Genomic DNA, 23730 nt, shown 5'->3' with positions numbered 1-23730 from the left:
GTCGTTCGCTGCTGCTATAGATTGCGCCACCACTTGATCTCGACGATAAGAGGATGGCCGATGGCATCGGTGACGTTTCGCGACGAGTCCGCGACCGGCCAGGCGTTGGAGGAATTCTCCCGCAACGGCTTCCTGCTGCTGGTCGGTGACCGGCAGGTCGAGGACCTGGGCGTGGAGATCGATCTGGTCGCCGACCCCGTCGTCTCGTTCGTCAAGCTCGTCCCCCTGGTCGGTGGCTGACATGGGCGTTCTCGACGGCGTACTGTCCCCGCTCGCGCAGCGCCTGCTCCACCTGATCGCCGGAAGCACGGACGACCCCACGTACTGGCCCGAGGTCCCCCGGCTGAGTGTCGGCCTGGTCGGGCTGGGCAGCGGCGCACCGGTTCAGACCCTCGGCGGATCGATCCGGGCCCGGTACGCACTCGACGAGCAGGCCAGGCGGCGGCTGGTCGAGCCGGCCCGCGAGCTGGTCGGATTTCTGCTGGCGGAGGTCAGGAGGCACGCATACAGCCGCTTCTCCGTGCTGGTGGCGGCGGGGCTGGCGGGCATGGACGCCGAAGTGCGCTCCATGCGCGCCGAGGGCTGGGGACCGATCGCGGTCGCCGAAGTGGACCTGCTGCTCGGGTGGGATGTGGAGCTCCGGGCGTTGTTCTCTGAAGCGGTACGCTCGTCCGAGCCGGTGCCCGGCTTGCCCGAATGGCTCGGCGGCCTGCCCGGCTACCTGGGCTTCGCCCGTACGGCTCTGGAGATGGCGCGGGCTCGGGTCGCGGCGATTCACGCGGGCGAGATTCCGTACAAGGCGGAGAAGGCGTTCGACGATGGGGAGAAGTCGGCGCTCGGCCGGGCCGTCCGTCTGGCGCTCTTCCGGGACGAACCCTGGCTGCCCGAGCTGCTGGACGCACTGGTACGCGGGATCGCCGTGGCGCCCACCCCGGCCAAGACGCTACCTTCGCAGGGTCTGCTGTTCGAGATCGCCCGTGCGGTGGAGGAGCATCCGACGCCCGAGGCGATCTCCGCGCTGCGCACCGCCCGCCGCATCACCCGGCACGGCGGGGTGCCCATGCAGCTCGATCGCAAGTTCAAGCGCATGGAGCCGGCCCTGGCCGAGCGGCTGGAGGTGGCGTTCAGGATCCCCGACGGGCAGGTCCGCCAGGCCGTCGGCGAGCACACGGCGGTGATCTCGACCAACGGCAAGGTCGAGCTGTCGTGGTGGCACGGGGACAAGAAGCTGAAGACGGTCCCGGCGGCGGTCAGGCGGGAGCACCCCGACGAGGTCAAGCGGCTGCGCGAGCTGGCCAAGCTGACCCAGCAGCAGCAGATGACCCTCGGCAGGGCGTTGGAGGCCGGACACACCGCCGAGACGACCGCGCCGTACCGGCAACTTGAGGGCCATCCGGTCGCCGAACGGCTGATCTGGGAGTTCGAGGTCTCCCCCGGCGTGTGGCGCGGCGAGCTGGGGATGAACGTGCCGGACCTGCCGGTGCGGCTGTGGCATCCGGCCCGCGCGTCGGTGGAGGAGGTACGCGGCTGGCGGGAGGTGGTGCAGGGCAAGGAGCTGCGCCAGCCGTTCAAGCAGGCCTTCCGCGAGATCTACCTGCTCACCCCCGCGGAGGAAGCGGCCGGGCACTGGTCCAGCCGGTTCGAGGGGCACGTGGTGCACTATCGCCGGCTTCGCGCGCTGTTCAAGGACCGCGGCTGGCAGTCCCGCTTCCAAGGACATTGGGAGGAGGACAGCAACGCCCACCGGGTCATGGCGGGCGGACGATGGCGGGCGACGCTGGAGCACTACCTGTGCGACGAGAACCACGCGGAGATCGGCCGGGCCCGCTTCCAGCGGATGGCCGACGGCAGCTGGCATGACGCGCCGCTGGCGGAGGTGCCCGCGCTGGTGTTCAGCGAGGCCATGCGGGACATCGACCTGTTCGTGGCCGTCGCCTCGATCACGACCGATCCTCAGTGGGCCGGCCAGGGGCCTGACCGGCTGCGGGACTACTGGCAGACCGGCTCGTTCGCGGCGCTGCCGCCCTCCGCCGAGGTGCGCAGGGACGCCCTGTCCCGCCTGATCGGGCGCACGTCCATCGCCGACCGGTGCACCCTCAGCGACCGCTACCTGGTGGTACGGGGTGACCTGCGCACCTACAAGATCCACCTGGGGTCGGCGAACATCCTGATGGAGCCCAACGACGCCTACCTGTGCATCGTCTCCGCCCGCGACCCCCAGCCCGGGCTGTTCCTGCCTTTCGAGGAGGACGGCCGGTTGGCGCTCATCCTCAGCAAGGCTTTCCTGCTGGCGAACGACACCGCGATCACCGACCCCTCCATCACCCGCCAACTCCAGGCGTGACCTCCGCCCCAGAGCGTTTCGATCTGGTCAAGTCGGCGTTCTTCAAGCTGGCGCTGGTGAAGGCGGCGTCGTTGAGGTCGCATCCGATCAGAATCGCGCCATCGAGGCTGGGACCCCGAACATCGCGTATCGTCCCAGCGTCACAGGCCGCTCACCGCTTCGTCGGTGGTTCCGGCGATGGCATAGCCACGCTGAAGATGCACCGATCCAGTAGCGACGTCGATGCCGTAGACCTTCACCCGCACCAGCTTGAACCCAACCTTCCTGACCATCCGCAGGGTGGAGTCGCCCGTCCAGTCGAGTCTGACATCAGTGTCGACCTCCACGATCCTGCCCTCCCCAGGGTCCCGCTCCACCTTCTGGCCCGACGCCGGCACGGAGAACGTGGCGGTGACCAGTTCGGTGTCCAGGTCGTACAGGGCAATCTTGGGTTTGCGGCCGGCGACGTAGACGGCCACGGTGTGCCCGTCGGCGTTCAGCACGGCGGTCGCCGCGTTGTCGCCGATCAGCCGAGGTGGCACGACGCTGGTGGTCCGCCTGCCGTTCAGGTCGTAGGCGCTGAGCCTGCCGGACTTGTCATCATCCGTCCTGACGAGGATCTGGTCGGCGTCGCCGCTCAAGCTGAGAGCATCCTCATGAACCGACACCCCCGGCACCTTGGCCAGCAGGGCGCCGGTGGCCGCGTCGTAAACCCGGGCAGAGTGGTTAGTGAATCCGGCCCAGCAGCAGTTCACCGCCACGAGGGAGCCGTCATACGACATCGTCACGCGGGTGACATCGAGCTCCGACCTCGACGGCCATGCCTTGGCCCGTGAAACCCGCGTCCGGCCGTCGAGGTCGCGGATAACGAGTCGGGCATCCTTGGCCCTGATGTAAGCCAGGCGGCGGCCGTCCCCGCTGACGGCGACCGGCATCGTCGTTCGGGCCACTCCGTTGAGCGAGTGGCGCTTGCCGTAGGTGGTCCGGTACCACCAAGACCCACACCTCTCGGCGTTGTGCGGGTCCTTGGTGCAGTCGGAAACGGCGGCGTACCGGATCGGGGCGGACGTCTCGCCTGCGGGAACGGCCCCATGAGCGGTAGCAGGAACGGCCACGAGAGCCGAGAGGACAACGAGCGCCCCACAAAGAATCTTCACACAGGGTTGGACTTCTCATCTCCGCGCAAGGTTGATCGCCATCCGATAACGGACCATAGACCCCGCCGCGCGGTGGAGCTGTCAAGTGGAGACCAACTGGTACCCGCCTGGTGGCGCCAAGTACGGCAGCCGCATTTCGCTGAAGCGCCCCGGCTTCGCTGGAGGCTCTGGGGTGCCCAGGGATACACAGCTATAGGGGAACAATTTCGCGCCCGCCACATGGACGGAGGGCCGCCGCCACGCACCGACAGAAGTGTTGAGGCAAGGCTTTCCGCTGCCTCAAAGGGTCATGAGGTGCTCGCCATACTTACCGCGCAGTACGGCGAGCACCTTGCCCACGGTGGGCAGTCGTTTCTCGGTCGCCGGATCCCACACCAGACCGGCCGTGAGGATCATGCGCGGCTCATCCAATGGGACGAGGGCGATTGCGGGCGTGTCGTAGAGGAGGCGCGCCGACGGATGACTCCCCGTGAGCGTCAGCGCAACCGCGCCGGTGTGCAGGATGTGCGCGATGGACTGGACCGGATCATTCGGGATCTCCATGATCCGGACTATTCCGGCCTCGATCATGGCCTCCTGGATCGTTCCCAAAAGCGTGGGGTGGACCTTGCGGGAGGTGGTGAGGACCTTGCGGCCCTTCAGGTCGCGAAGGGATACGGAGGGGCGGTCGGCCAGGACGTCGTCGGCCCGCACAGCGATCGCGAACGTCGACTGTCCCAGCGGCAAGGCGTGCAGGCGCGGTTCTTCCACGGGAAGATGCACCACCGCCAGATCGATGCCACCGCTTGTCACTTTGGGCAGCAAGTCCGCTGTGGGCTCCAGCGTCACCGGCAGTTCCGTCTCGGGGGCCGTCTCGTGGAAGGCCGACAGCACGGCGTCGAGAATCTGCGGTGCGGCCAATGGGGTCGCTCCTATGTGGAAGCGTCGCTCGGCGAACGCGTCCCGGTCGCGGGCGAGGCCCTTCAGCGCATCGAAACGCTGCACGACATCGCGAGCGTGTTCCAGGAAGTCCCGGCCGAAGCGGGTGAGCTGCACGTTGTGGTACCGGCGGAGGAACAGCTCCGCTCCCAGTTCGTGCTCCAGCGCCCGGATGTGGCGGCTCAGCGGCGAGGGGCTGATGCGCAGCCGCTCCGCCGCGCGCCCGAAATGGAGCTCGTCGGCGACGGTGACGAAGTAGCGAAGCTGCTGGATGTCCACCTGGCCAATAAACCACTCACAGAAGATCACTTCCAAACCTCTGGATCACTTTCCGCACCTCACGAGAACTCACACGTTGCGGTTCCGGAAACGTGCACGTTCGGAAATCGGCCATGGTCAGCGAGATGACGGTGATGCGACCCTGTACGTACGAGACGCGCCGTTGACTTCGCGGTAACTCGGGCGGCCCGCCGAACCAGGGTCGTCACCTCATCGCCCCGTCCTCTCCTCGACATGCCCAACGGGCCTGCTCGCGCATGCCCGAAACGCGTTAAGGGACGGCCGGTGACCGGAAGGAATGTGATGACGGATGTCTGAGAGCGGAAACTCCTGCTCCCTGCCCCTCCTCGGGGTCCGCGTGGTCGACACGACGGCCGGGCGGGAAGGGACCGCCGGCCGGTTTCTCGCGGATCTCGGAGCGGACGTGATCCTGGTGGAACCGCCGGGTGGCGCGGACGCACGGCGGCTGGCGCCCCTGCACGAGGGAACGAGCCTGCATTTCGCCACGCACCACGCCGGCAAGCGAGGCGTGACCCTGGACCTGATCCGTTTGGAGGACCGGGATCGGTTGCTGGCGCTACTGGACGCCGCCGATATCTGGATCGAGGGCGGACGTCCCGGCGATATGGCGGACAAGGGCGTGAACTTCGGTGCAGTGGCCGCCCGCAACCCCGGTCTGGTGATCCTGTCGATCTCCGACTTCGGGCAGACCGGCCCCTACAGCGGGTACACCGCCACCGAGCGCGTGCATCTGGCCCTGGGCGGCGTCCTCTCGCGCTCCGGGCTGCCAGGTCTGGCTCCGTTGCTGCCGCCGGGCTCCTTGGCCACGGAGGCCGCCGCGTACCAGGCGGCCTGGACCGCGCTCCTGGCCTACCTCAACCGCCTGGCGACCGGTCGTGGCGACCACATCGACTTCTCCGTCAGCGAGGCTGTCGCGCAGGTTCTCGATCCGGGCTACGGAATCGGCGGTTCGGCGACCGGCGGGACACGTCCCACCGATCTGCCCCGAGGGCGTCCGGACGGCAGGCACCTGTACCCGATCTTCGCCTGCGCGGACGGCCATGTCCGGGTATGCCTGCTCAGCGCCCGCCAGTGGCGCGGCATGCGGGCCTGGCTGGGCGAGCCCGAAGAGCTCTCCGACCCGGCATACGAGTCGCTCGGCGCCAGGTTCATGGCCGCGGACAAGATCCATGCCTACATCCGGGAGTTGTTCCGGGTCCAGACCAGGGACGAGCTCGTGGAGCAGGGGCAGCGGCTCGGCGTGCCGATCGCCGCCGTGCTCACTCCACGGGAGGTGCTGGACGCCGGGCACTTCGTGGAGCGCGGGGCGCTGGCCGACGTCGAGGTCACCCCCGGCCTCACGGGCCGCGTGCCCACGGGGTTCCTGGAGCTCGACGGTGTGCGGGCGGGACTCCGGCGCCGGGCGCCCCTGCCCGGCGAGCACAACGCCGAGGTCTTCGCCGAGCTGGACCACTCCGGGGACGGCGGCGAGCAACCTGCGAGCTCCCCCGACCAGGGTTTCGAGGGACGGCGGCAGCCGCTGAGCGGGTTGCGGGTCCTCGACCTCGGCGTGATCGTGGCGGGTGCGGAGGCCGGCCGGCTGCTCGCGGATTTCGGCGCCGACGTCGTCAAGGTCGAGAACCGCGCCTTTCCCGACGGCAGCCGCCAGTCGCTCACCGGCGAGGCGATCACCGCCTCGTTCGTCTCCGGGCATCGCAACAAGCGCGGACTCGGGCTCAACCTGCGTTCCCCCGAGGGAGTCGCGCTGTTCAAGCGGCTGGTCGCCGGTGCTGACGTGGTGCTGTCGAACTTCAAGCCCGGCACCCTCGAGTCGCTCGGACTCGGGTACGACGATCTCCGGACGATCAACCCGAAGATCGTCATGGCGGACAGCAGCGCGTTCGGCTCCTGGGGCCCGTGGAGCAAGCGCTTGGGCTACGGCCCGCTGGTCCGGGCCTCGACCGGGCTGACCTCGCTGTGGCGCTACCCGGACGTGGCGGAGGGGTTCAGCGACGCGACGACGATCTATCCCGACCATCTGGTCGGCCGGGTCTGCGCCACCGCCGTCCTCGCCCAGCTCGTGCGCTGTCGGCGGGCCGGCGAGGGCGGCACGGTCGGCGTCTCTCAGGCCGAGGTCATCCTGACCGCGATGGCCGACCTGCTGCTCGCCGAGTCGTTGAATCCCGGGTCGCTGACCGCGGGAGGCGGCACCACCGATGCTCCGCAAGGCGTGTACCCGTGCGCCGGCGACGACGAATGGTGCGCGATCGACGTCCGCGACCGTAAGGACTTCGAGCGCCTGTGCTCCGTGATCGGTCGTCCCGACCTGGCCGAGGACGCGGAGCTCGCGACCGCCGCGGGACGCATGGAACGACGCGAGGAGATCGAAGCGGCCCTGGTGCGATGGACGAGCGGCCACGAGCCCCGCAAGGTCATGGAGCTGCTCCAGCAGGCCGGAGTTCCGGCCGGCGCCATGCTGCGCGTCTCCGACTACCCCGGCGACCCGCACCTGTCCTCGCGGGGCTTCCTCACCGTCCTTCACCAGCCTGGCCGTGCGGAGGGCCTGCTGACCGAGGCCCGTCCCGCGCGGTTCCAGCACGTCGCCGACCCCCTCCTCGGGCCCGCGCCACTGCAGGGGGAGCACACCAGGGAGATCTGCCAGGAGTGGCTGGGCCTGCCGGAGCCGGAGATCGAGGAGCTGCTGCGCGCCGGCGCACTGGAAGAGGGCGGTTCTCGCGCCTGAGCCGAAATCCGGCGCGACAGCGAACAGGAGATATCAATGTTGGTGCACGACCACACCCTCTACATCGATGGGGAGTGGACCGAGCCGCTGGCCACGGCGACCGTTCCCGTCATCGAGGCCGCCACCGAGGAGCCGCTCGGCTCCATCGCCGACGCCGGCCCCAAGGACGTCGACCGCGCTGTCGAGGCCGCCCGCCGCGCCCAAGGACCGTGGGTGGCCACGGCGCCGGCGGAGCGTGCCGAGCTGATGGAACGGCTGGCGGACTCCGTCGAGAGCCGGGCCAAGGAGCTCAGCGAGCTGGTGTCCCGGCAGAACGGCATGCCGCTCGCGCTGTCCGAGCAGGCCAACGTCACGGCCCTGGCCGGGACCCTGCGTTACTACGCCGCACTCGCCCGGGCCGGCTTCGACGACGAGACCCGCACCGCGCTGTCCTATCAAGGGCACGTCCGCATCCAGCGCGAACCGGTCGGCGTGGTCGCCGTGATCGTGCCGTGGAACTACCCTCTCGCCCTGACCGCCATGAAACTCGCGCCCGCGCTCGCCGCCGGCTGCACGGTCGTCCTCAAGCCCGCCCCCGAGACCTCGCTCGACAGCCGGCTCCTCATGGAGGCGGTGGCCGAGGCCGGCCTGCCGGCCGGAGTGGTCAACCTCCTCACCGGAGGGCGGGACACCGGCGAGGCGCTGGTCAGGCATCCAGGAGTCGACAAGGTGGCGTTCACCGGCTCGACTCCGGCCGGACGCGCCATCGGTGCCATCTGCGGCGAGGCGCTCAAGCCGGTGACCCTCGAGCTGGGCGGCAAGTCCGCGGCCGTGGTGCTGCGCGACGCGGACCTCTCCCAGGTGATCCAGGGCCTGGGCTTCCTGTCCTTCGTCAACGCCGGCCAGTCCTGCTTCCTCAACTCCCGGGTGCTGGCGCCGCGCGAGCGGTACGACGAGGTCGTGGACGGCCTCGCCGGCGTCGCCCGGTCGTTCCGCGTCGGCGACCCCCTGGACCCGTCCACCACGATGGGCCCGCTGGTCAGCCGGCGCCAGCGGGAACGCGTCGAGTCCTACGTCGAGAGCGGGCGGTCGGAAGGCGCACGCCTGGTGACCGGTGGCGGCAGGCCGGCGGACCGGCCGCGGGGCTGGTTCATGGAGCCTGCCGTCTTCGCCGACGTCGACAACGCGATGAGCGTCGCCCGAGAAGAGATCTTCGGCCCGGTCGTGTGCGTGATCCCGTACCACACGGAGGAGGAGGCGATCGGAATCGCCAATGACTCCGACTACGGGCTGGCCGGCAGCGTCTGGAGCTCCGACACCGAACACGCGCTGGCCGTGGCGCGCCGCATCGAGACCGGCAGCATCGGGCTCAACATGTGGACCCTCGATCCGGGCTCCCCGTTCGGCGGGTGGAAGGCCAGCGGCGTCGGCAAGGAATACGGACCCGAGGGCCTGGCGGCCTACTTCCGCACCAAGTCCATCTTCGTACCTGGGGAGGGGATGTGAAGATCACTGCCGCCGTGTCGCGGGGCCCGCGGCAACCGTTCGTCCTGGAAGAGGTGGAACTGGCCGAGCCGGGCGACGGGGAGATCCTCGTTCGCATGGTCGCCAGCAGCATCTGTCACACCGACCTCGCCACCAAGGGCATGCTGCCCGACGGCCTGCCGTTCGTCCTCGGTCACGAGGGCGCGGGCGTGGTCGAGCAGGTGGGAAGCGCGGTCGAGGGTGTGCGGCCGGGTGATCACGTGCTGCTGAGCTACCGTTCGTGCGGGGCGTGCGGGCGGTGCTCCGCCGGGCGGGCCGCGTACTGCGAGCGGTTCGTCCCGCTCAACACCCAGGGAACGCGTGCCGACGGCTCGGCCCTGCTGACCCAGGCCGGCGCCCCGGTGATGGGGTCGTTCTTCGGCCAGTCCAGTTTCGCCACCCACGCCGTCACCACGCCGGACAACACCGTGGTGGTCCCGCGGGACGTGGACCTGACCACGTCGGCGCCGCTCGGCTGCGGCGTCCAGACCGGCGCCGGGGCCGTGCTCAACGTGCTGCGGCCGGGTGCGGACGCGCGGTTCGTCGTGTACGGCGCGGGCGGCGTGGGGCTGGCCGCCCTGATGGCGGCCAAGGCGGCCGGGGCCTCCCGCATCGTCGCCGTCGATCCCGTCGAGAGCCGCCGCGCGCTCGCCGTCGAGCTCGGCGCGACCGCGGTCATCGACCCGGCCGGCGACGACGTCGTGGCGGCGGTGCGTGACCACACCGGCGGCGGGGCCACGCACGCCCTCGACACCACCGCCGTGCCCGCCGTGATCGGCCAGGGGGTGCAGGCCCTCGATGCCGGGGGCGTACTCATCCTGGTAGGCATCGGCATCCCCGAGGTCACCATCGACGCGCAGGACCTGATCGCCGGCGGGAAGACGGTACGCGGCTCCATCGAGGGGGACGCCGTGCCCGCTGACTTCCTGCCCAGACTCCTGCGCATGCGGGCCAACGGCTCGTTGCCGGTGGAGAAGCTGATCACTACCTATCCGTTCGAGGAGATCGGGCAGGCGATAGCGGACACGCGGGCAGGCGTCGCCGTCAAGCCCGTCCTGGTCTTCTGAGAAATGCGCTGGAGCGAGAACATGGCCTTGCAGGAGATCGACCCCCGGACGCCGGTGCTCGTGGGCGCCGGGCAGTCATCCGAACGGCTCGGCGAGCCCGGATACCGGCAGCTCTCCCCCGTCGAGCTGGCCGCGGCCGCGGCTCGTGACGCGATCGCCGACACCGGCGCGGACGTCACGGCGGTCGCCTCCGCCATCGACACCGTGGCAGGGGTGCGGCAGTTCGAGATCTCCACGCCCGGCGCCCGCGCCCCGCTCGGCAAATCCAGCAACTATCCCCGCTCGGTCGCCCGGCGAGTGGGGGCGGACCCCCGTCGCGCGATCCTCGACGTGGCAGGCGGGCAGTCTCCGCAGCACCTGGTCAACGAGCTCGCCGCGACGATCGCGGCAGGCTCGTCCCAGGCGGCCCTGATCGTCGGATCCGAGGCGATCTCGACGATCCAGCACTTCACCAAGGCCGAGAACAAGCCGGACTTCAGCGAGAGCGTCGAAGGTGACCTGGAGGACCGCGGCTACGGCCTCAAGGGCCTGGTCTCCCGGCTGCACGTCACCCATGGTCTGACGGACGCGCCCAGTCAGTACGCGTTGTTCGAGAACGCGCGCCGGGCCAGGCTGAAGCAGGGCAAGGAGGAGTACGCCGCCGGAATGGGGGCATTGTTCGCGCCCTTCACCAAGGTCGCCGCGGCCAACCCGCACGCGACCGCGCCCACGGAGCGAAGCGCCGAGGAACTCGTCACTCCCACGCCGGACAACCGGATCATCGCCGAGCCGTACACCCGTTTCCTCGTCGCGCGGGACAAGGTCAACCAGGGCGCGGCCGTGCTGCTGATGTCTGTGGCCACGGCCCGGCGGCTCGGCGTGCCGGAGGAGAAGTGGGTGTTCCTGCACGGGCACGCGGACCTGCGTGAGCGCGACCTGCTCGACCGGGCCGACCTCAGCCTCAGCCCCGCCGCCGTCCTGGCCGCCCGGCACGCTCTGGAACTCGCGGGGATCGGCGTGGCCGACCTGACCACCATCGACCTGTACAGCTGCTTCCCCATCGCCGTGTCGAACGTGTGCGACGGACTCGGCCTGCCCGCCGACGATCCGCGCGGCCTCACCGTCACCGGTGGCCTGCCGTTCTTCGGCGGGGCAGGCAACAACTACTCGATGCACGCCATAGCCGAGACCGTCCGGCTGCTTCGCGATCAGCCTGGCGCCTACGGGCTGATAGGCGCGAACGGCGGAACCCTGAGCAAGTATTCGGTCGGCGTCTACTCGACCAGCCCCGCCGAGTGGCGCCCGGACGGCAGCGCCGGCCTCCAGGCCGAGATCGACGCCTGGCCGTCCGTCGAGCAGGCCGTCCACGCCGACGGCTGGGGCACGATCGAGACCTGCACCGTCAAACATGACCGCCGCGGTGGCCGTACCGGCATCGTGATCGGACGGCTGGAGGCCGACGGCCGCCGGTTCCTGGCGATGACGGCCGACGGCGACGAGGACATCCTCGATCTGCTCGGCGGCGGCGAGGCCATCGGCTGCCGCGTGTACGTCCGCTCCTTCGGCTTCGGCAACCGCGCGACGGTCAGCGACACCAGGATGGAGGAGCTGTTCCCGGCCAGGCCCGCCGGGTTCCGCGACGACTACGAGCACGTGCACGTGCGCCGCGACGGTCACGTCCTCGAGATCACCATCAACCGGCCGGAAAGCCGCAACAGTCTCCACCCGCCCGCCAACGACGAGCTCGACCAGGTCTTCGACGCCTACTTCGCCGACCCGGACCTGTGGGTGGCGATCCTCACCGGCGCCGGCGACAAGGCGTTCTCGGCGGGCAACGACCTGCGGTATTCGGCCTCCGGCAAGCCGATGTGGGTGCCGAAGAACGGCTTCGCGGGGCTGACTGCCCGCCGCGGCATGCGCAAGCCCGTCATCGCGGCCGTGAACGGCTTCGCGATGGGCGGCGGCTTCGAGATCGCCCTGGCCTGCCATCTCGTGGTGGCCGACGCCGCCGCGCTCTTCGCGCTCAGCGAGGTCAAGGTCGGCCTGGTCGCCGGTGCGGGCGGGCTGGTGCGGCTGCCTCGGGCACTGCCCCAGAAGCTGGCCGGCGAAATGATCCTCACCGGCCGCCGCCTCACCGCGGCGCAAGCCCTGGAGCACGGTCTGGTGAACCGGGTGACCGAGCCGGGGCGAGCGCTGGAGGGTGCCCGCGAGCTCGCACGGGAGATCCTGGAGGGATCGCCCACCTCGATCCGGGCCTCCCTTCAGATCATGGACGAGACGCAGGCGATCCTCGATGTGATCGATGCCGTCACCCATCCGTCGCAGGCGCTCGACGAGCTGATGGTCAGCGAGGACGCCATCGAGGGCATCACCGCCTTCGCCCAGAAGCGCCGCCCTCAGTGGCGCAACCGCTGAGACGGAGAGCAGCGGCGGGTGTCAGTTTCCCGGGCCGGACATGCACTTCAGCACGTGAGATCGCCATCGGGTAACACCCGTACGTCGAACCCATCGAGGACGCTGTCCACAGCGTTCCGGAATTCCACCTCCGCGCGATAGCGCCCGAGCAGAATTCCGTAGGCGGAGGCTGCGCCGGGCCGCACCTTCGGGCGCAGGGCGCAGCTGATGAGCACACCCACGCCGGCAAGATCACGCTGGCTGAGAGTCATGAGACCGCCCTTGCACGGCTACCGCATGCGTTGCGTCCCAATGAGCGAGTGCTTCTTCTTCCCGTTGCCTGGTGTGCGTGTTTCGCAGCACACCTTCGAGCCCGACGTCCTGGTCGCGCTCAAGGGACGTGCTGGCGTCATCGAAATCGACGGGCCGCAGCACAGCAAGCGCTACGCGTTTGACAAGTCCAAGGACCATCTCTTGGAGAACGCGGGCATCGCTCTTGTCAGCCGTATCGTGCCTGAAGAGATCGGTAATCCGAAGGACCTTGACGCGTCGGGCCTCCCCTGCCAAAGCGTGCCCTCGCGCGGCCATCTGGGTGGCCATGCCGCGCACTCCGGGAGTCACCCGTCCGTCGTGCCAGCGCGCGGCTTCAGCCACCTGCTTCTCGAATCGCGCCAGGAACGCCGTGGTTGCCGGCGCAGTCCGGCCAGTCGGCGCGCATGGTCGATCACTTCTGGTAGGTCGGCAGAATCTTTCCGTTATGTACATAGGTGAGCGCCGCAGACACTTCGTAGGCGTGCACGGCTGAGACGAACGCGGGAAGCACGGGCGACAACTTCGTGACAGCATCGCTGGCGAAGCTTGCCCGAAGCGCGTCTGCATCAGTGAAGCCCAGCATCATTGAGGCGTGGAAGCGCTGGTCGGTGGGGTTGTCGTGGGCCACGTTCGGCGTGTCCCAGAGCCTTTGGCTCCAGGGCATGAACACCTGCGTACGCAGTTCCTTCAGCATGCCGGCGTTCGCGAGGCCGGCGACCATCACCTCGGTGACGAACCGGCGGAAAGCACCGGTGCCGACCCCCTGCCTTCTCCTGAGGTAGATCAGGGCCCGGGCTTCCGCCCGCTCACCGGGATCCGCGACGTCGTACCAACGAGCGGAGTTCGGCGGCCCCGCATAGAGCAGGGTGCGCCGGAACACATTCACCTCATCTTTGTAGGCGAGCTTCGTCTGCTTCCGGCCCCAGAGCGGAGAGAGGGCCGACTGGAAGGTGACCTCGGCGAGGCCGTCGATCCTGCGATCGGCGGGGATGGCCGTCTCCACTCCGCTGATGGCCGGCCACAGCCCGGGATTGGTCTCGGCCAGGTGAATCTGCCGGTACTCCTCGAATCCCGGTGTCACACTGATGATCTTGGAGTGTGGGCCCTGCCAGTGGTCCATCCCTTGCTGACGGGGCTGATCGGTGCGCATCCACAGCAGAATCGACGAAGCGAAGGGTTTCTTGACATAGGTCGGTGTCTGAGTCATTGCCCGTCTCCCTGGATTTCGTGGCGTGCCGGTCATCGCGCGAGGAACTTCACGGCGATGGGGGCGAACTTGTCGTGGAACTGGAAGATCCCGCCGTGGCCGGAGTCGGCACGGCGACACCCGCCCTTCGACCATGGCCTTGAGGCGGGCGGGTACGCGGAGATCAGGTCCCACGGCGTCGCGTCGACGATGGCCGAGGGCAGGTGCCGGTGGTAGAGAAGCGACGAGTCGCTGGAGAAGCCCTCCTCGCCCATCAGTTCCTCGTAGTAGAGGCCACCATCGGGGCGACGGTGCTGGGTGTGGCGCTTCGGTGGGACGTCACCGATCAGCCGGTAGTGCGCCATGGTCACGCTCCTCGGTCGTGGTGGGGGCGGCGGTCGCACGCCGCAGCGCCGTGCCGACAGCGGCCGGGCCCGGATCAGTGAGTACCGCGGCGACATGTGCGTCCGGCCGGATGATCCACAGCTCGTCGGGATGGGCCGCCAGGACGGTGGCGAGCGCACTGTCGTGGTCGATGTCGGTGATGCGCTCGACCCGCACCGGTGCCGAGGTTGCGCGCTGCGCGGCGGCGTGGACGGCGTCGGCGTCCACCCGCTCGCCGGCCAGCAGCAGGAATCCGTCGCGGGCGATCTGCCGTATCCGGGTGGGACGCCCGCCGATCGCGATCGGCGCGTCGGGCACGAGGATGCCAGGGCCGGCCGGCGGCACGGCGCCGCGCGGTGGGCGTCCGGTGAACGGATGGTTCGGGTTCGGCGTGGTCAGCGGCGAGTCGACGTACCAGAAGGGTTCCGCGAGCCGGCCGGAGTCGACGGCAGCGCGGGCGCCCGCGTCGGTGCCGGCCGCCTCCAGGACGGCCAGGCGGTGCTGGTGCTCGGCCTCGGTGCCGGGTACGAGGAAGCGCATGGTGGCGTCGGTGACGTCCAGGTTCTCGCGGGCGGCGGCGTGCCGTTCGGCGTGGTAGCTGTCGAGCAGCGACTCGTCGGCCCAGCCGTTGAGGACGAACGCCAGCTTCCAGGCGGCGTTCTCCGCGTCCTGTACGCCGGAGTTGAGTCCGCGGGCGCCGAACGGGGAGACCAGGTGGGCCAGATCGCCGGCGAGCAGCACCCGCCCGACCCGCATCCGGTCCACGACCCTGGAGTGGAAGCGGTACACCGAGCTCCACACCAGCTCGTAGGGCCGATCACCGATGATGGCTCGGATCCGCGCGTCCCGGCCGCCTGGGTCCACGCCGACGGCACCGTCCTCGCCGGCCGGGACCTGCCAGTCGATGCGGAACGTACTGTCCGGACAGGGGTGGATGAGGACCTGCCGTCCGGGGTTCCACGGCGGGTCGAAATAGAACCGGCGCTCGTTGGCCCAGCCGGGCAGGTCGGTGCGGATGTCGCAGATCAGGAACCGGTCGTCGAAGGAGCGCCCGTCGAACCTGACGCCGAGCATGCGCCGTATGTCGTCGCCGCGGGCTCCGGCGCATGCGACGACGTAAGACGCCTGCACCGCACGGTTCCCACAGTGCAGCGTGACGCCCTGCTCGTCTTGGGCGATGCCGGTCACGTGGTGGTCCCAGCACACGTCGATGAGCGGTTCGGCCGCGATCCGCTGGTCAAGGACTTCCTCGGTACGCGTCTGTGAGATGTTCACAAACGGCGGAAACACAGATCGGCCCGGGTCAGCGAAGGTGTAGTTGAACAGTTCCTGGTCGCGGTAGAAGGTGCGCGCCACGGTCCAGGTGAGCCCCTCGTCGGCGATGCGGCGGCCGGCGCCAACGGCCTCCCACACGTCGAGGACGTCGCGCTGCTGCACGATCGCCTTGGAACCGACCGGGTCGCGGTGCGGCCGCTGATCGAGCAGGATAACCGGGACAGCCCACCGCGCCAGCAGCAGCGCGGCAGTCTGGCCCACCGGGCCGTTGCCGAGTACCACCACCGGCGACGGGCCGCGTCCGTCGCGGGCGTCAGGCGTGTGGCCGTTCATCAGTCCTGCAATTCCTGCCACACGGCGCGGTCGCGTTCCCCGGTCCAGATGCGCGGCCGTTCGATGCCGGACATCTCGTCCCAGAGCCGGGACACGTCGAACGGCAGGCAGTGTTCGAAGATGGGCCAGCCGCCGTACTGATCGACGAGGGCGGCGTGGGTCGCCTCGAACGCCTCCTTCACCGTGCCACCTCGCTGCCGCACGGCGCCGACTTCACGCAGCATCACCTGCAGGAAGTGCCGGGTCTGCCCGATCGCCGCGTCCACCGCGTCTCGCCCGGACGCCACCGCGCCGCGCCCGCCGACGAGTGTCTCGGCGCCGAAGGCGGCGACCGCGTCCAGCGTCCCGGTCGACCAGTCCCGGTGGAACGCGTCGCCGGTGTACAACGCCGCGTGGGCCTCCACCAGGTCACCGGCGAAGAGGATCCGCTGTCGGGGCAGCCACGCCACGATGTCGCCCTCGGTGTGCCCGCGCCCGCAGTACTGCAGCACCAGATCACCCCGAGCGCCGCCGAGATCGATGGTGAACCGATCCGCGAACGTGGCAGTGGGCCAAGTCAATCCCGGAATCGAGGCGGGCTCCTTGAACAGTCGGGGCATCCGGCCGTATTCCGACTCCCAGTCCTGCTTGCCGCGTTCGGCGATCAACTCGCGTGTCCGCTCGTGCGCCACGATCACCTCGGCGTCGAAGGCGCTGGCACCGAGCACCCGCACCGCATGGTAGTGCGACAACACGAGAAACTTGACCGGTTTGTCAGTGTGCTGGCGGAGCAAGGCGAGCCATTCCCGGGCGGCCACCGGAGTGGCGAGCGCCTCGAAGCAGACCAGAAAATCCTCGCCTTCGATCGCCCCGACGTTCGGATCGCCCTCCGCCGTCAGCGCATAGACCCCGTCGGCCAACACCTCGAGGGTCTGCTGTTTGTCGGCGAGATCGGCGGACGAGGCGAAAGGCTTCTGCGCCATGACACAGCTCCCAGTCTAGTCAAAGGTTTTACTATTTCCTGGACGCTACGCCAAACCGCGTTCGCAGGGAAGCCCTGGAGAACACAGGCCATAGTCTTGGCCACATGAATGGCGCCGCCCTGCCGGAAGAACTGGACTACCTGGGGTTCATCGACTTCGCGATCGACCACACCAGGCGGGAACTGCCCGAGATCGACCCAGATGCGATGCGTCTCGTGCTCACCCTGCACAGGGTGACCAACGCCCTCGTCTACGACCTGGAGTCGTCGGTACACCGGCCGCGCGGGTTCAGCTGGGCCGGCTTCCGGGTGCTGTTCGTGCTCTGGCTCGCCGGGCCGATGGAGGCCAAGCGCGTCGCCGAATTGTCCGGCATGAGCCGCGCTGCCGTCTCGGCGCTGGTCAACACCCTCGAACGAGCCGGTCTGGCATCCCGCCGGCGGGCCGATCACGACGGGCGCGCCATCACGCTGACCCTGACCCCGGCCGGACGTGACGCCATCACCGATGCCTTCCGGGCACACAACCAGCGGGAGCAGGCCTGGGCCGCCACCCTCACCGAGGCTGAACACGTCACGTTGGTGGGCCTGCTGGAAAAGCTCATGGCTGGAGCGACCACGGCGACCACGAAACGCAGGCACTGACCGCAACGTGATGGTCGCAATCAAACGCAGAGATAGCCCCCATCCACGGGCAAGACCGCCCCGCAGATGTACGACGCGGCAGGCGAGCACAGAAACGCGATCACCTGAGCGACATCCCGGGGCTTTCCGTACCGTCCCAGCGGGATGCGCAGCAGCAGTTCCGCGGCGGCCTGCGGATCGTCGAGCAAGCCGCGGGCCAGCTGTGTCTCCACGAACCCCGGCGCAACGGCATTCACCCGGATGCCTTCCGGGGCGTACTCCGCGGCGAGCGACCGGGTCAGTTGCGAGACGCCCCCCTTGCTCGCGCTGTACGCCGGCCGATCCCTGCTGCCGAAGAAGGCGAACATCGAGGACACGTTGACGACGCAGCCGCCGGCCCTCGCGAGACCCGGGCGCGCCGCTTCGCTGGCGACCATGGTGGCGGTGAGGTTGACGTCCAGCACCACGCGCCAGGGGTCCAGGTCGTACTCCCTGCGGTCGTGGCTGACGCCCGCGCAGTTGACCAGGACACCGATCTGCGGTTCGGCCGAGATCAGCCGCGCCAGGCCGTCGTGGTCGCGGACGTCGTGCTCGATCACCCGTACCCGCGGATGCACCGGTCGCTCGCCGGCGACCCGGGGGGCGAGGCCGAGAGCCGTGACGTCGGCGCCGAGTTCGGCGAACAGCATCGCCGTCGCGGCGCCGATCCCCGACGTGCCGCCGGTGACGAACACCGGGTGCCCGGCGAACTGGTCGCTGTTGAACCCTGCCCTATCCGCCGTGGTCATGTGCTTGCCTTCCTCCACTTGGTCGAACAAGGATCTTGATCTGGTCGCTGCCGCGCAGCAGGGCTTCGAACCCGTCGTGCACGACGTCCTCCAAGGCGATGGTGGCGGTGACGATCGCGGTGAGGTCCATCCCCTTCTCCACCAACCGGATCAGATCGGGGTAGACGTCGCGATAACCCACGCTGGTGATGATCGACTGCTCCTTGTTGACCATCGCGAACGCATCGATGCTGACCGTCCCGGCCAGGCCGACCAGCATGACCCGGCCGCCGCTCCGCGTCGCGTGCATGCAGGTGCGCAGCGTCTCCTCGGAGCCGACGACTTCGAAAGCCACGTCCACGCCTTCACCGTCGGCGGCCTGCCTGATCAGGTCAACCACGGCAGCCCGATCTTCGGCGGGCACGAGGTCCGTTGCACCCAGGGCGTGGGCGACCTCGAGCCGGGCCGGGGAGAGGTCGGCCGCGATGATGCGGCCCGCGCCGTGCCGCACGGCCAGCATCACGATGAGAAGCCCGATCGGGCCGAGGCCGATCACGGCGAGTGTCTCGCCCGGGCGGAAGCCCGCCCGCCGCCAGGCGTGCAGGGCCACGGCAGCCGGCTCGAACACTGCCGCCTGCTCCAGTGAGACCGTGTCGGGTAGGCGGTGCAGCATGTAGGCGGGAACGACGGCCCGTTCGGCCATCCCGCCGTCGCCCATGAGACCGGCGAAGCCGAAGTGCCGGCAGATGTTGTACTCACCGTTCCGGCATCGGGGACACGCGCCGCAGCGGTAATGTGGCTCCACCGCGACCCGGTCGCCCGGCGCGAACCCGGACACGCCGGACCCGACTTCGACCACCGTGCCGCAAAATTCGTGGCCGACGATGATCGGCGCGGTCGTCCGCGACTCGGGATGCGGTTCGTGCACCGGGATGGCATGCGGTCCGTCAGCGTACTCATGCAGGTCGCTACCGCAGATGCCGCAGTATGCCACCGCGATCGCGACCTCCCCGGGGCCGGTGGCCCGGGACTCCACATCGACGACGCGGACATCGCGCGCTCCGTACCAGACGGCGGCCCTCGTCACGCGGCCTTTCCCATCAGCGGAAGAGCGAGTTGACGTAGTCGGCGCCGATGCCCACCTTGTCGTAGTGCTCCCGGCACATCGCGATGTAGTCGTGGACGTCGAAGATCCCGGTGACGTCGCCGTTCTCGTCCAGCCAGGCGAGCGGACCCTTGACGATGAAGAAGGTTTTCATCGGCTCGCCGCTGTCGTAGGCAACCAGCGTGTGACCCTCGCCCGGGGCTTCGTAGACGAAGTCGCCGGCGCTCGCCGTCCAGGGCCGCTCCAGGTAGCCCCACTTGCCGGAGATGGTGTAGGCGAACACCTCATGCGGGTGGTAATGCCGGTTGACCAGCCCAGCCTCCTTCGCGCGCAGGATGTCAGCCCAGCTGTTGTCCTTGACGTTGATCCACAGCGGCCGTGACCCGACGGTCTCGGTGAAAGGCACGTAGTAGCGGTCGTCATCGGTGGCGACCTTGGAGAGGTAGACCTCCGGCAGCGCATCCGGCTTCTGCGAATTCTCGATCGGCTTGAGGGTTCTCCAAAACTCCGAATTGGGCGTTTCAGGCATGCTGCCAGCTCCTTTGCTAGCTCGCGACGTTGACGCGGAGCCCTCGACCACACATGAGGGCCGGAAGCCGCATGGTCACAGGCTAGGGCCGACATGCATGACATGCAAGGGAGCATTGCATGAAGCTTCAGTACCTGCTCGGACGCAATCTAACGTGATGGTGGCGCCACAATGAGCATGAACTCCGCGACTGTCGCCCGGGGGTTGTGCAGACGATGCGGGCGACTCCGGTCGAAACGGATCGTGTCGCCCGCCGCCAACAGGAACTCCTCGTCGTCGACCACGACGGCGACGTGCCCGGTGAACGCGACGACGACCTCCTCGCCGGGGTGCGAGGAGGGACGGGTGGCCCCGCCGCCCGGTGGTATCGACCCCCAGATCACCTCGACCGCGCCGTCCAGGTCGGGAATCATGAGTTCGTACTGGATACGCGAGTCGGGCACCTTGAGCCGGCGCCGGTCGGCGTGCCGCACGACGAGCCGCCGCCCGGCCGCGTCATGTTCGTTCGCGGTTGACCGGTCCTCGCCCTCGAACAGCTCCGCGATCGGCACACCGAGGGCACGGGCGATGGTGCGCAGCGTGGGCAGCGACGGCTGCGCGACACCGCGCTCAACCCGGGAGAGCAGGCTGGCCGAGATCTGCGCGGCGTCGGCGACGCTGTCCAGGGTCAGTCCCGCCCTCTTGCGCAATTCCCGGATCCGACCGCCAAGGGCGGCGGCGTCGGCGGCGTCCGGATCTGCCGACGTGGCGGCGCTGGTCATCCAGCCCACTCCTTTCCCGGCAGCGCGTCGCCGCCGAACACTAGGACCCTACCTGCCACTTCGGCCTCGATACGGCGACGAAGAGCTACCACGCCCTGCCATGGTCACGTTGTCGGGATGTCTCGTTCGGCGGTGTCGCCGACCGGAGTCAGGCGCCTGGGTTTCTACCGGCCGCTGTATCGATGTTCGCGCGGGCTGAGGCCGAACCGCATCCTGAACACGTAGGCGAAATGAGATGGACGCCGGAATCCGAGCTGTGTGGCGATGTCAGCGACCGACAGGTGTGCCAGGCGGGGGTCGGCGAGGTCGTGGTGAGCGCGGTCGAGACGCCGCTTCATCACGTATCGGGCAACGGATGTCTGCTGCTCGTGAAAGAGGGCTTGCAGGTGGCGCGGCGAGACGAAGACGGCGCGGGCGACAGCCGCCGGTGACAAATCGGGATCCCACAGATTCTGTTCGATGTACTGTTGTGCCCGCGCGAGGGTAGCCGTGCGCAGCGGAGCGCCGGTGGGCAGCGAGGCGATCTCCGCGAGCGACGCCGCGATGAGCTCAACAGCGGCGGTCGCGTAATGCCGCTGGACCACTGGTGAGGCGGTGTCCGCCGTGGCCGAGAGGTTCTTGAGCAGCGGATGGATCAGGGCGGCGCTGCCATCCCGTCCGTTGATCGCGGTGGCGGTGGCGGCAGAAGCCCCGGGCAGTACTGCCAACATCGTCATGTGCGGAATGTGCAGGGTGAGCATCTCGAGGTCGCCCTCGACCTGCAGAACGCACGGGCGGGTGCTGTCGTACATCGCGAAGTCGCCGGCGCGCACGACAGCCGTTCGGTCGTCCTGAACGAGCGTGCCGGTGCCGGCAAGGGTCACACCGATCAAGAAATAGGGTGCGTCATCGCGGGCGATGGTGGCGCGGGCACGAGCGCCCACATGCGGCGTGGGCCGGGCCCTGACCCTGGTGAGCTGCACCGCTCCGGCGGTCATCGTGGTCACGCGGCCGGAGAAGTGATCGACAGTGGCCAGCGGGCGTACCTCCATTCCCAGATACAGCCGGCAGACGACCTCGCGCCAGAAGTCGAAGCGGTCCCGCCCATCGACCGAGTCCGTGGTGAGCAGCACACTCCCGGGCGATTGAGCGGCGCCTGCACCCGCCGGGATGTTCAGCGTCATGACGTCCGCCCTCCTGGGTAGTGCCCGGTAGCGGGATCACTCACAGGCAAATTGTGCGCTGACAGGAAACTCTCCGTGCACGAAGACGAAACTTCGGCCGCCGGCCAGCCGATAGCCTCGCGCTGCGAGGAAACGCCTGGTGACATCAACGGTTCCGCCCCATTGCCCGGACGGCCCTCCCCATGGCGAACCAGCGCCCCCCGACAAGACGCGGTCCCACACGTCGTCCGTCCCGCCTCCGGAAGGTCGCACCATGAACCTGACCAGCCATCTCATCCAACGCATGTTGCGTTTGGCCACACCGTCCACCCGACAGTTGATCGTCGACCGCGACCTTCGAGTGCCGATGCCCGACGGTGTCGATCTCCTCGCCGACCGCTGGGCACCTCGAGCCGGAGGCGACGCCCTGCCGACGGTCGTCATCCGCACCCCGTACGGCCGGCGCGGCACCTTGGGCGCGGTCCTGACCCGGCCGCTGGCCGAGCGGGGCTTCCAGGTCCTGATCCAGAGTACCCGCGGCACGTTCGGCTCCGGTGGCACCCTCGACCCGCTGCGCTGCGAGCGTGAGGACGGATTGGCCACGCTGGAATGGGTGGGGAACCAGCCGTGGTTCGCCGACACGATGGTGCTGTTCGGGCTGAGCTACCTCGGCTACGCGCAATGGGCGATGACGGACCGGCTGCCACCCTCGGTCAAGGCGATGATTCCGCAGGTGAGTGAGTCCGCCCTGACCATGGAATTCTTGCGCGCCGACGGGATCTCCCTCGAGACGCCTTTCGACTGGGGCGTCCTGGTCGCCACTCAGGAGCGGCGCTGGGCGATGTTGCGTCACCGCCTGGGTGCCAGGCGACTGCAGCGGGCGTTGCGCACCATTCCGCTCACCGGCTCGGACATCGCCGCTCTCGGTCACCGATCCGAGTACATCCAGGACATTCTCGCCCACGACCGAGACGCCGACCGGTGGGCCGGCATCGACCACAGTCACCGGGTGCCCGAGACGACCGTACCGGTCAGCTCGATCGCCGGCTGGTTCGACATCTTCCTGCCCGGCCAGCTCCGCGACTACCAGGCGTTGCGAGCGGCGGGGCGCGACGCACGCCTGACCGTCGGTCCCTGGACCCACACCGCTCCAGACGTGATCGGGACAGCGGTTCGCGAGGCCACCGACTTCGGGCTTGCCCACGCCAAGGGGGAGCAACCGGCCCAGCGCGCCCCGGTCCGCCTTTACGTGATGGGCGAGGACAGCTGGCACGACTTCGACTCCTGGCCCCCGGCGGGGTATGCGCCACACCGCTACCACCTCCAGCCCGGCGCCACTTTGTCGACCGAACCACCCGGCGTGTCCGGGCCCGACCGGTACCAGTACGACCCGGTCGACCCCACCCCCGCTGTCGGCGGGGTCCGGATGACCGGCACGACGGGCCGCGTCGACAACACCGCCCTGGAGTCCCGCCCGGACGTGCTCACCTACACCACCTCCGCCCTGGAGCACGACCTCGAGGTGATCGGCGAGGTCAGCGCCGAGATCTACTTCCGCTCGAGCCAGCCCTACGCGGACGTCTTCGTCCGCCTCTGCGACGTGGACCCGCGCGGCCGCTCGTACAACATCTGCGACGGCCTGCTGAGCCTGACGAGCGCCGACCAGATCCGCGCCGCACAGGTGCGGCTGTGGCCGACCGCGTACCTGTTCAAGCGGGGTCATCGCATTCGGATACAGGTCTCCAGCGGCGCCTTTCCCCGGTTCGCCCGCAACCCCGGCACCGGACGGCCACGGGCGACCGCGGACACGCTGCTCACCGCCCACCAGGAGGTCTACCACGACCCGGAGCACCCGTCGGCAGTGATCCTGCCCGTGCGACTGTCGACAGGCCGGAAGGGGCTCGCCGCCGACGGGTGACCGTGGTAAGCCGCGAAGCAGTCGGGACCGCCGGACTGCGATCCCGACTGCTTACTATCGGGCACTCACGGGT

21 protein-coding genes and 1 pseudogene are annotated in these 23730 nt (G+C 69.1%); 9 read left to right on the top strand and 13 right to left on the bottom strand.

The features are described from left to right. Nucleotides 1-60: 60 nt before the first annotated feature. Both EJK15_RS12865 and EJK15_RS12860 read left to right on the top strand, forming a co-directional pair. Nucleotides 61-240: a hypothetical protein gene (locus EJK15_RS12865; RefSeq protein ID WP_138710625.1), complete on the top strand. Its 180-nt coding sequence runs from the start codon at nucleotides 61-63 to the stop codon at nucleotides 238-240. A gap of 1 nt (nucleotide 241) precedes the next feature. Further along, nucleotides 242-2344 (top strand): DUF4132 domain-containing protein, encoded by a 2103-nt coding sequence (locus EJK15_RS12860; protein WP_138710624.1) that lies wholly within the window; start codon nucleotides 242-244, stop codon nucleotides 2342-2344. Here the strand turns inward: EJK15_RS12860 and EJK15_RS77495 are convergent. From EJK15_RS77495 to EJK15_RS76250, 3 genes are all read right to left on the bottom strand, one after another. Then, complete coding sequence (locus EJK15_RS77495) at nucleotides 2322-2438, bottom strand: pentapeptide repeat-containing protein (RefSeq protein WP_420847052.1); 117 nt, start codon at nucleotides 2436-2438, stop codon at nucleotides 2322-2324. The genes EJK15_RS12860 and EJK15_RS77495 overlap by 23 nt on opposite strands. Nucleotides 2439-2484: 46 nt before the next feature. Then, a complete protein-coding gene (locus EJK15_RS12850) occupies nucleotides 2485-3438 on the bottom strand; it encodes a WD40 repeat domain-containing protein (protein WP_138710623.1) in 954 nt (317 codons plus the stop codon). 321 nt (nucleotides 3439-3759) lie between these two features. After that, a complete protein-coding gene (locus EJK15_RS76250; RefSeq protein WP_276615388.1) occupies nucleotides 3760-4707 on the bottom strand; it encodes a LysR family transcriptional regulator in 948 nt (315 codons plus the stop codon). Between the two features lie 280 nt (nucleotides 4708-4987). Between EJK15_RS76250 and EJK15_RS12840 the strand changes: the two genes are divergently transcribed. The 4 genes from EJK15_RS12840 to EJK15_RS12825 are packed head-to-tail and all read left to right on the top strand — an operon-like array spanning nucleotide 4988 to nucleotide 12384. Continuing rightward, entirely contained in the window at nucleotides 4988-7420 is a 2433-nt protein-coding gene (locus tag EJK15_RS12840) for a CaiB/BaiF CoA transferase family protein (protein ID WP_138710621.1), read from the top strand. Nucleotides 7421-7456: 36 nt separating this feature from the next. Next, the gene (locus tag EJK15_RS12835; protein WP_138710620.1) at nucleotides 7457-8905 is read left to right on the top strand and encodes an aldehyde dehydrogenase; all 1449 of its coding nucleotides are present in this window, start codon (nucleotides 7457-7459) and stop codon (nucleotides 8903-8905) included. Further along, nucleotides 8902-9990 carry an NAD(P)-dependent alcohol dehydrogenase gene (locus EJK15_RS12830; RefSeq protein WP_138710619.1) on the top strand — a complete coding sequence of 363 codons (1089 nt, stop codon included), beginning with the start codon at nucleotides 8902-8904 and terminating at the stop codon, nucleotides 9988-9990. Before EJK15_RS12835 ends, EJK15_RS12830 begins: the two co-directional genes overlap by 4 nt. Before the next feature lie 21 nt (nucleotides 9991-10011). Next, nucleotides 10012-12384 (top strand): acetyl-CoA acetyltransferase, encoded by a 2373-nt coding sequence (locus tag EJK15_RS12825; RefSeq protein ID WP_138710618.1) that lies wholly within the window; start codon nucleotides 10012-10014, stop codon nucleotides 12382-12384. 47 nt (nucleotides 12385-12431) lie between these two features. On the opposite strand, the gene EJK15_RS70475 is transcribed toward EJK15_RS12825, so the two are convergent. Further along, nucleotides 12432-12635, bottom strand: coding sequence for a hypothetical protein (locus tag EJK15_RS70475; RefSeq protein ID WP_171074265.1), 204 nt, complete (start codon nucleotides 12633-12635; stop codon nucleotides 12432-12434). 40 nt (nucleotides 12636-12675) lie between these two features. Between EJK15_RS70475 and EJK15_RS70470 the strand changes: the two genes are divergently transcribed. Further along, nucleotides 12676-13134, top strand: coding sequence for a PDDEXK family nuclease (locus EJK15_RS70470; RefSeq protein ID WP_171074264.1), 459 nt, complete (start codon nucleotides 12676-12678; stop codon nucleotides 13132-13134). Here EJK15_RS70470 and EJK15_RS12815 read toward each other — a convergent pair. The 4 genes and pseudogenes from EJK15_RS12815 to EJK15_RS12800 form a co-directional block, all read right to left on the bottom strand. Continuing rightward, nucleotides 13088-13882, bottom strand: a complete 795-nt coding sequence (locus tag EJK15_RS12815; RefSeq protein ID WP_138710616.1) for a strictosidine synthase — start codon at nucleotides 13880-13882, stop codon at nucleotides 13088-13090. The genes EJK15_RS70470 and EJK15_RS12815 overlap by 47 nt on opposite strands. Nucleotides 13883-14046: 164 nt before the next feature. Next, nucleotides 14047-14226, bottom strand: a pseudogene (locus tag EJK15_RS12810) (homogentisate 1,2-dioxygenase); the annotation flags it as partial. Continuing rightward, nucleotides 14201-15853, bottom strand: a complete 1653-nt coding sequence (locus EJK15_RS12805; RefSeq protein ID WP_138710615.1) for an FAD-dependent monooxygenase — start codon at nucleotides 15851-15853, stop codon at nucleotides 14201-14203. The gene EJK15_RS12805 and the pseudogene EJK15_RS12810, both read right to left, overlap by 26 nt. Beyond that, entirely contained in the window at nucleotides 15853-16815 is a 963-nt protein-coding gene (locus EJK15_RS12800; protein WP_138710614.1) for an MBL fold metallo-hydrolase, read from the bottom strand. Before EJK15_RS12800 ends, EJK15_RS12805 begins: the two co-directional genes overlap by 1 nt. Nucleotides 16816-16919: 104 nt before the next feature. Here EJK15_RS12800 and EJK15_RS12795 point away from each other — a divergent pair, with 104 nt between their 5' ends. After that, complete coding sequence (locus EJK15_RS12795; protein ID WP_138710613.1) at nucleotides 16920-17456, top strand: MarR family winged helix-turn-helix transcriptional regulator; 537 nt, start codon at nucleotides 16920-16922, stop codon at nucleotides 17454-17456. Nucleotides 17457-17476: 20 nt separating this feature from the next. Here EJK15_RS12795 and EJK15_RS12790 read toward each other — a convergent pair whose 3' ends face one another. From EJK15_RS12790 to EJK15_RS12770, 5 genes are all read right to left on the bottom strand, one after another. Then, nucleotides 17477-18223: an SDR family NAD(P)-dependent oxidoreductase gene (locus tag EJK15_RS12790; RefSeq protein ID WP_138710612.1), complete on the bottom strand. Its 747-nt coding sequence runs from the start codon at nucleotides 18221-18223 to the stop codon at nucleotides 17477-17479. Continuing rightward, entirely contained in the window at nucleotides 18207-19289 is a 1083-nt protein-coding gene (locus tag EJK15_RS12785; RefSeq protein WP_138710611.1) for a 2,3-butanediol dehydrogenase, read from the bottom strand. Before EJK15_RS12785 ends, EJK15_RS12790 begins: the two co-directional genes overlap by 17 nt. A 13-nt stretch (nucleotides 19290-19302) precedes the next feature. Further along, a complete protein-coding gene (locus tag EJK15_RS12780; protein ID WP_138710610.1) occupies nucleotides 19303-19836 on the bottom strand; it encodes a 2,4'-dihydroxyacetophenone dioxygenase family protein in 534 nt (177 codons plus the stop codon). Between the two features lie 149 nt (nucleotides 19837-19985). Then, nucleotides 19986-20597 (bottom strand): helix-turn-helix domain-containing protein, encoded by a 612-nt coding sequence (locus tag EJK15_RS12775; RefSeq protein WP_138710609.1) that lies wholly within the window; start codon nucleotides 20595-20597, stop codon nucleotides 19986-19988. A gap of 164 nt (nucleotides 20598-20761) precedes the next feature. Then, nucleotides 20762-21760 carry an AraC-like ligand-binding domain-containing protein gene (locus tag EJK15_RS12770; protein ID WP_138710608.1) on the bottom strand — a complete coding sequence of 333 codons (999 nt, stop codon included), beginning with the start codon at nucleotides 21758-21760 and terminating at the stop codon, nucleotides 20762-20764. Nucleotides 21761-22043: 283 nt separating this feature from the next. Between EJK15_RS12770 and EJK15_RS12765 the strand changes: the two genes are divergently transcribed. Then, nucleotides 22044-23657: a CocE/NonD family hydrolase gene (locus EJK15_RS12765; protein ID WP_240776931.1), complete on the top strand. Its 1614-nt coding sequence runs from the start codon at nucleotides 22044-22046 to the stop codon at nucleotides 23655-23657. Nucleotides 23658-23730: the final 73 nt, after the last annotated feature.

It is taken from the genome of Nonomuraea basaltis (genome assembly GCF_005893125.1).
GTDB lineage: Bacteria > Actinomycetota > Actinomycetes > Streptosporangiales > Streptosporangiaceae > Nonomuraea > Nonomuraea basaltis.
The sequence above is the reverse complement of the archived record's forward strand: the minus strand, read 5'-3'. Positions and strand labels throughout refer to the sequence as shown.

What these genes read in the sequence shown, in the direction of transcription:
- EJK15_RS12865 (WP_138710625.1), top strand. Translation starts at nt 61, where the DNA reads ATGGCATCGGTGACGTTTCGCGACGAGTCCGCGACCGGCCAGGCGTTG.
- EJK15_RS12860 (WP_138710624.1), top strand. Translation starts at nt 242, where the DNA reads ATGGGCGTTCTCGACGGCGTACTGTCCCCGCTCGCGCAGCGCCTGCTC.
- EJK15_RS12840 (WP_138710621.1), top strand. Translation starts at nt 4,988, where the DNA reads ATGTCTGAGAGCGGAAACTCCTGCTCCCTGCCCCTCCTCGGGGTCCGC.
- EJK15_RS12835 (WP_138710620.1), top strand. Translation starts at nt 7,457, where the DNA reads ATGTTGGTGCACGACCACACCCTCTACATCGATGGGGAGTGGACCGAG.
- EJK15_RS12825 (WP_138710618.1), top strand. Translation starts at nt 10,012, where the DNA reads ATGGCCTTGCAGGAGATCGACCCCCGGACGCCGGTGCTCGTGGGCGCC.
- EJK15_RS70475 (WP_171074265.1), bottom strand. Translation starts at nt 12,635, where the DNA reads ATGACTCTCAGCCAGCGTGATCTTGCCGGCGTGGGTGTGCTCATCAGC.
- EJK15_RS70470 (WP_171074264.1), top strand. Translation starts at nt 12,676, where the DNA reads ATGAGCGAGTGCTTCTTCTTCCCGTTGCCTGGTGTGCGTGTTTCGCAG.
- EJK15_RS12815 (WP_138710616.1), bottom strand. Translation starts at nt 13,882, where the DNA reads ATGACTCAGACACCGACCTATGTCAAGAAACCCTTCGCTTCGTCGATT.
- EJK15_RS12805 (WP_138710615.1), bottom strand. Translation starts at nt 15,853, where the DNA reads ATGAACGGCCACACGCCTGACGCCCGCGACGGACGCGGCCCGTCGCCG.
- EJK15_RS12800 (WP_138710614.1), bottom strand. Translation starts at nt 16,815, where the DNA reads ATGGCGCAGAAGCCTTTCGCCTCGTCCGCCGATCTCGCCGACAAACAG.
- EJK15_RS12795 (WP_138710613.1), top strand. Translation starts at nt 16,920, where the DNA reads ATGAATGGCGCCGCCCTGCCGGAAGAACTGGACTACCTGGGGTTCATC.
- EJK15_RS12790 (WP_138710612.1), bottom strand. Translation starts at nt 18,223, where the DNA reads ATGACCACGGCGGATAGGGCAGGGTTCAACAGCGACCAGTTCGCCGGG.
- EJK15_RS12780 (WP_138710610.1), bottom strand. Translation starts at nt 19,836, where the DNA reads ATGCCTGAAACGCCCAATTCGGAGTTTTGGAGAACCCTCAAGCCGATC.
- EJK15_RS12775 (WP_138710609.1), bottom strand. Translation starts at nt 20,597, where the DNA reads ATGACCAGCGCCGCCACGTCGGCAGATCCGGACGCCGCCGACGCCGCC.
- EJK15_RS12770 (WP_138710608.1), bottom strand. Translation starts at nt 21,760, where the DNA reads ATGACGCTGAACATCCCGGCGGGTGCAGGCGCCGCTCAATCGCCCGGG.
- EJK15_RS12765 (WP_240776931.1), top strand. Translation starts at nt 22,044, where the DNA reads ATGTTGCGTTTGGCCACACCGTCCACCCGACAGTTGATCGTCGACCGC.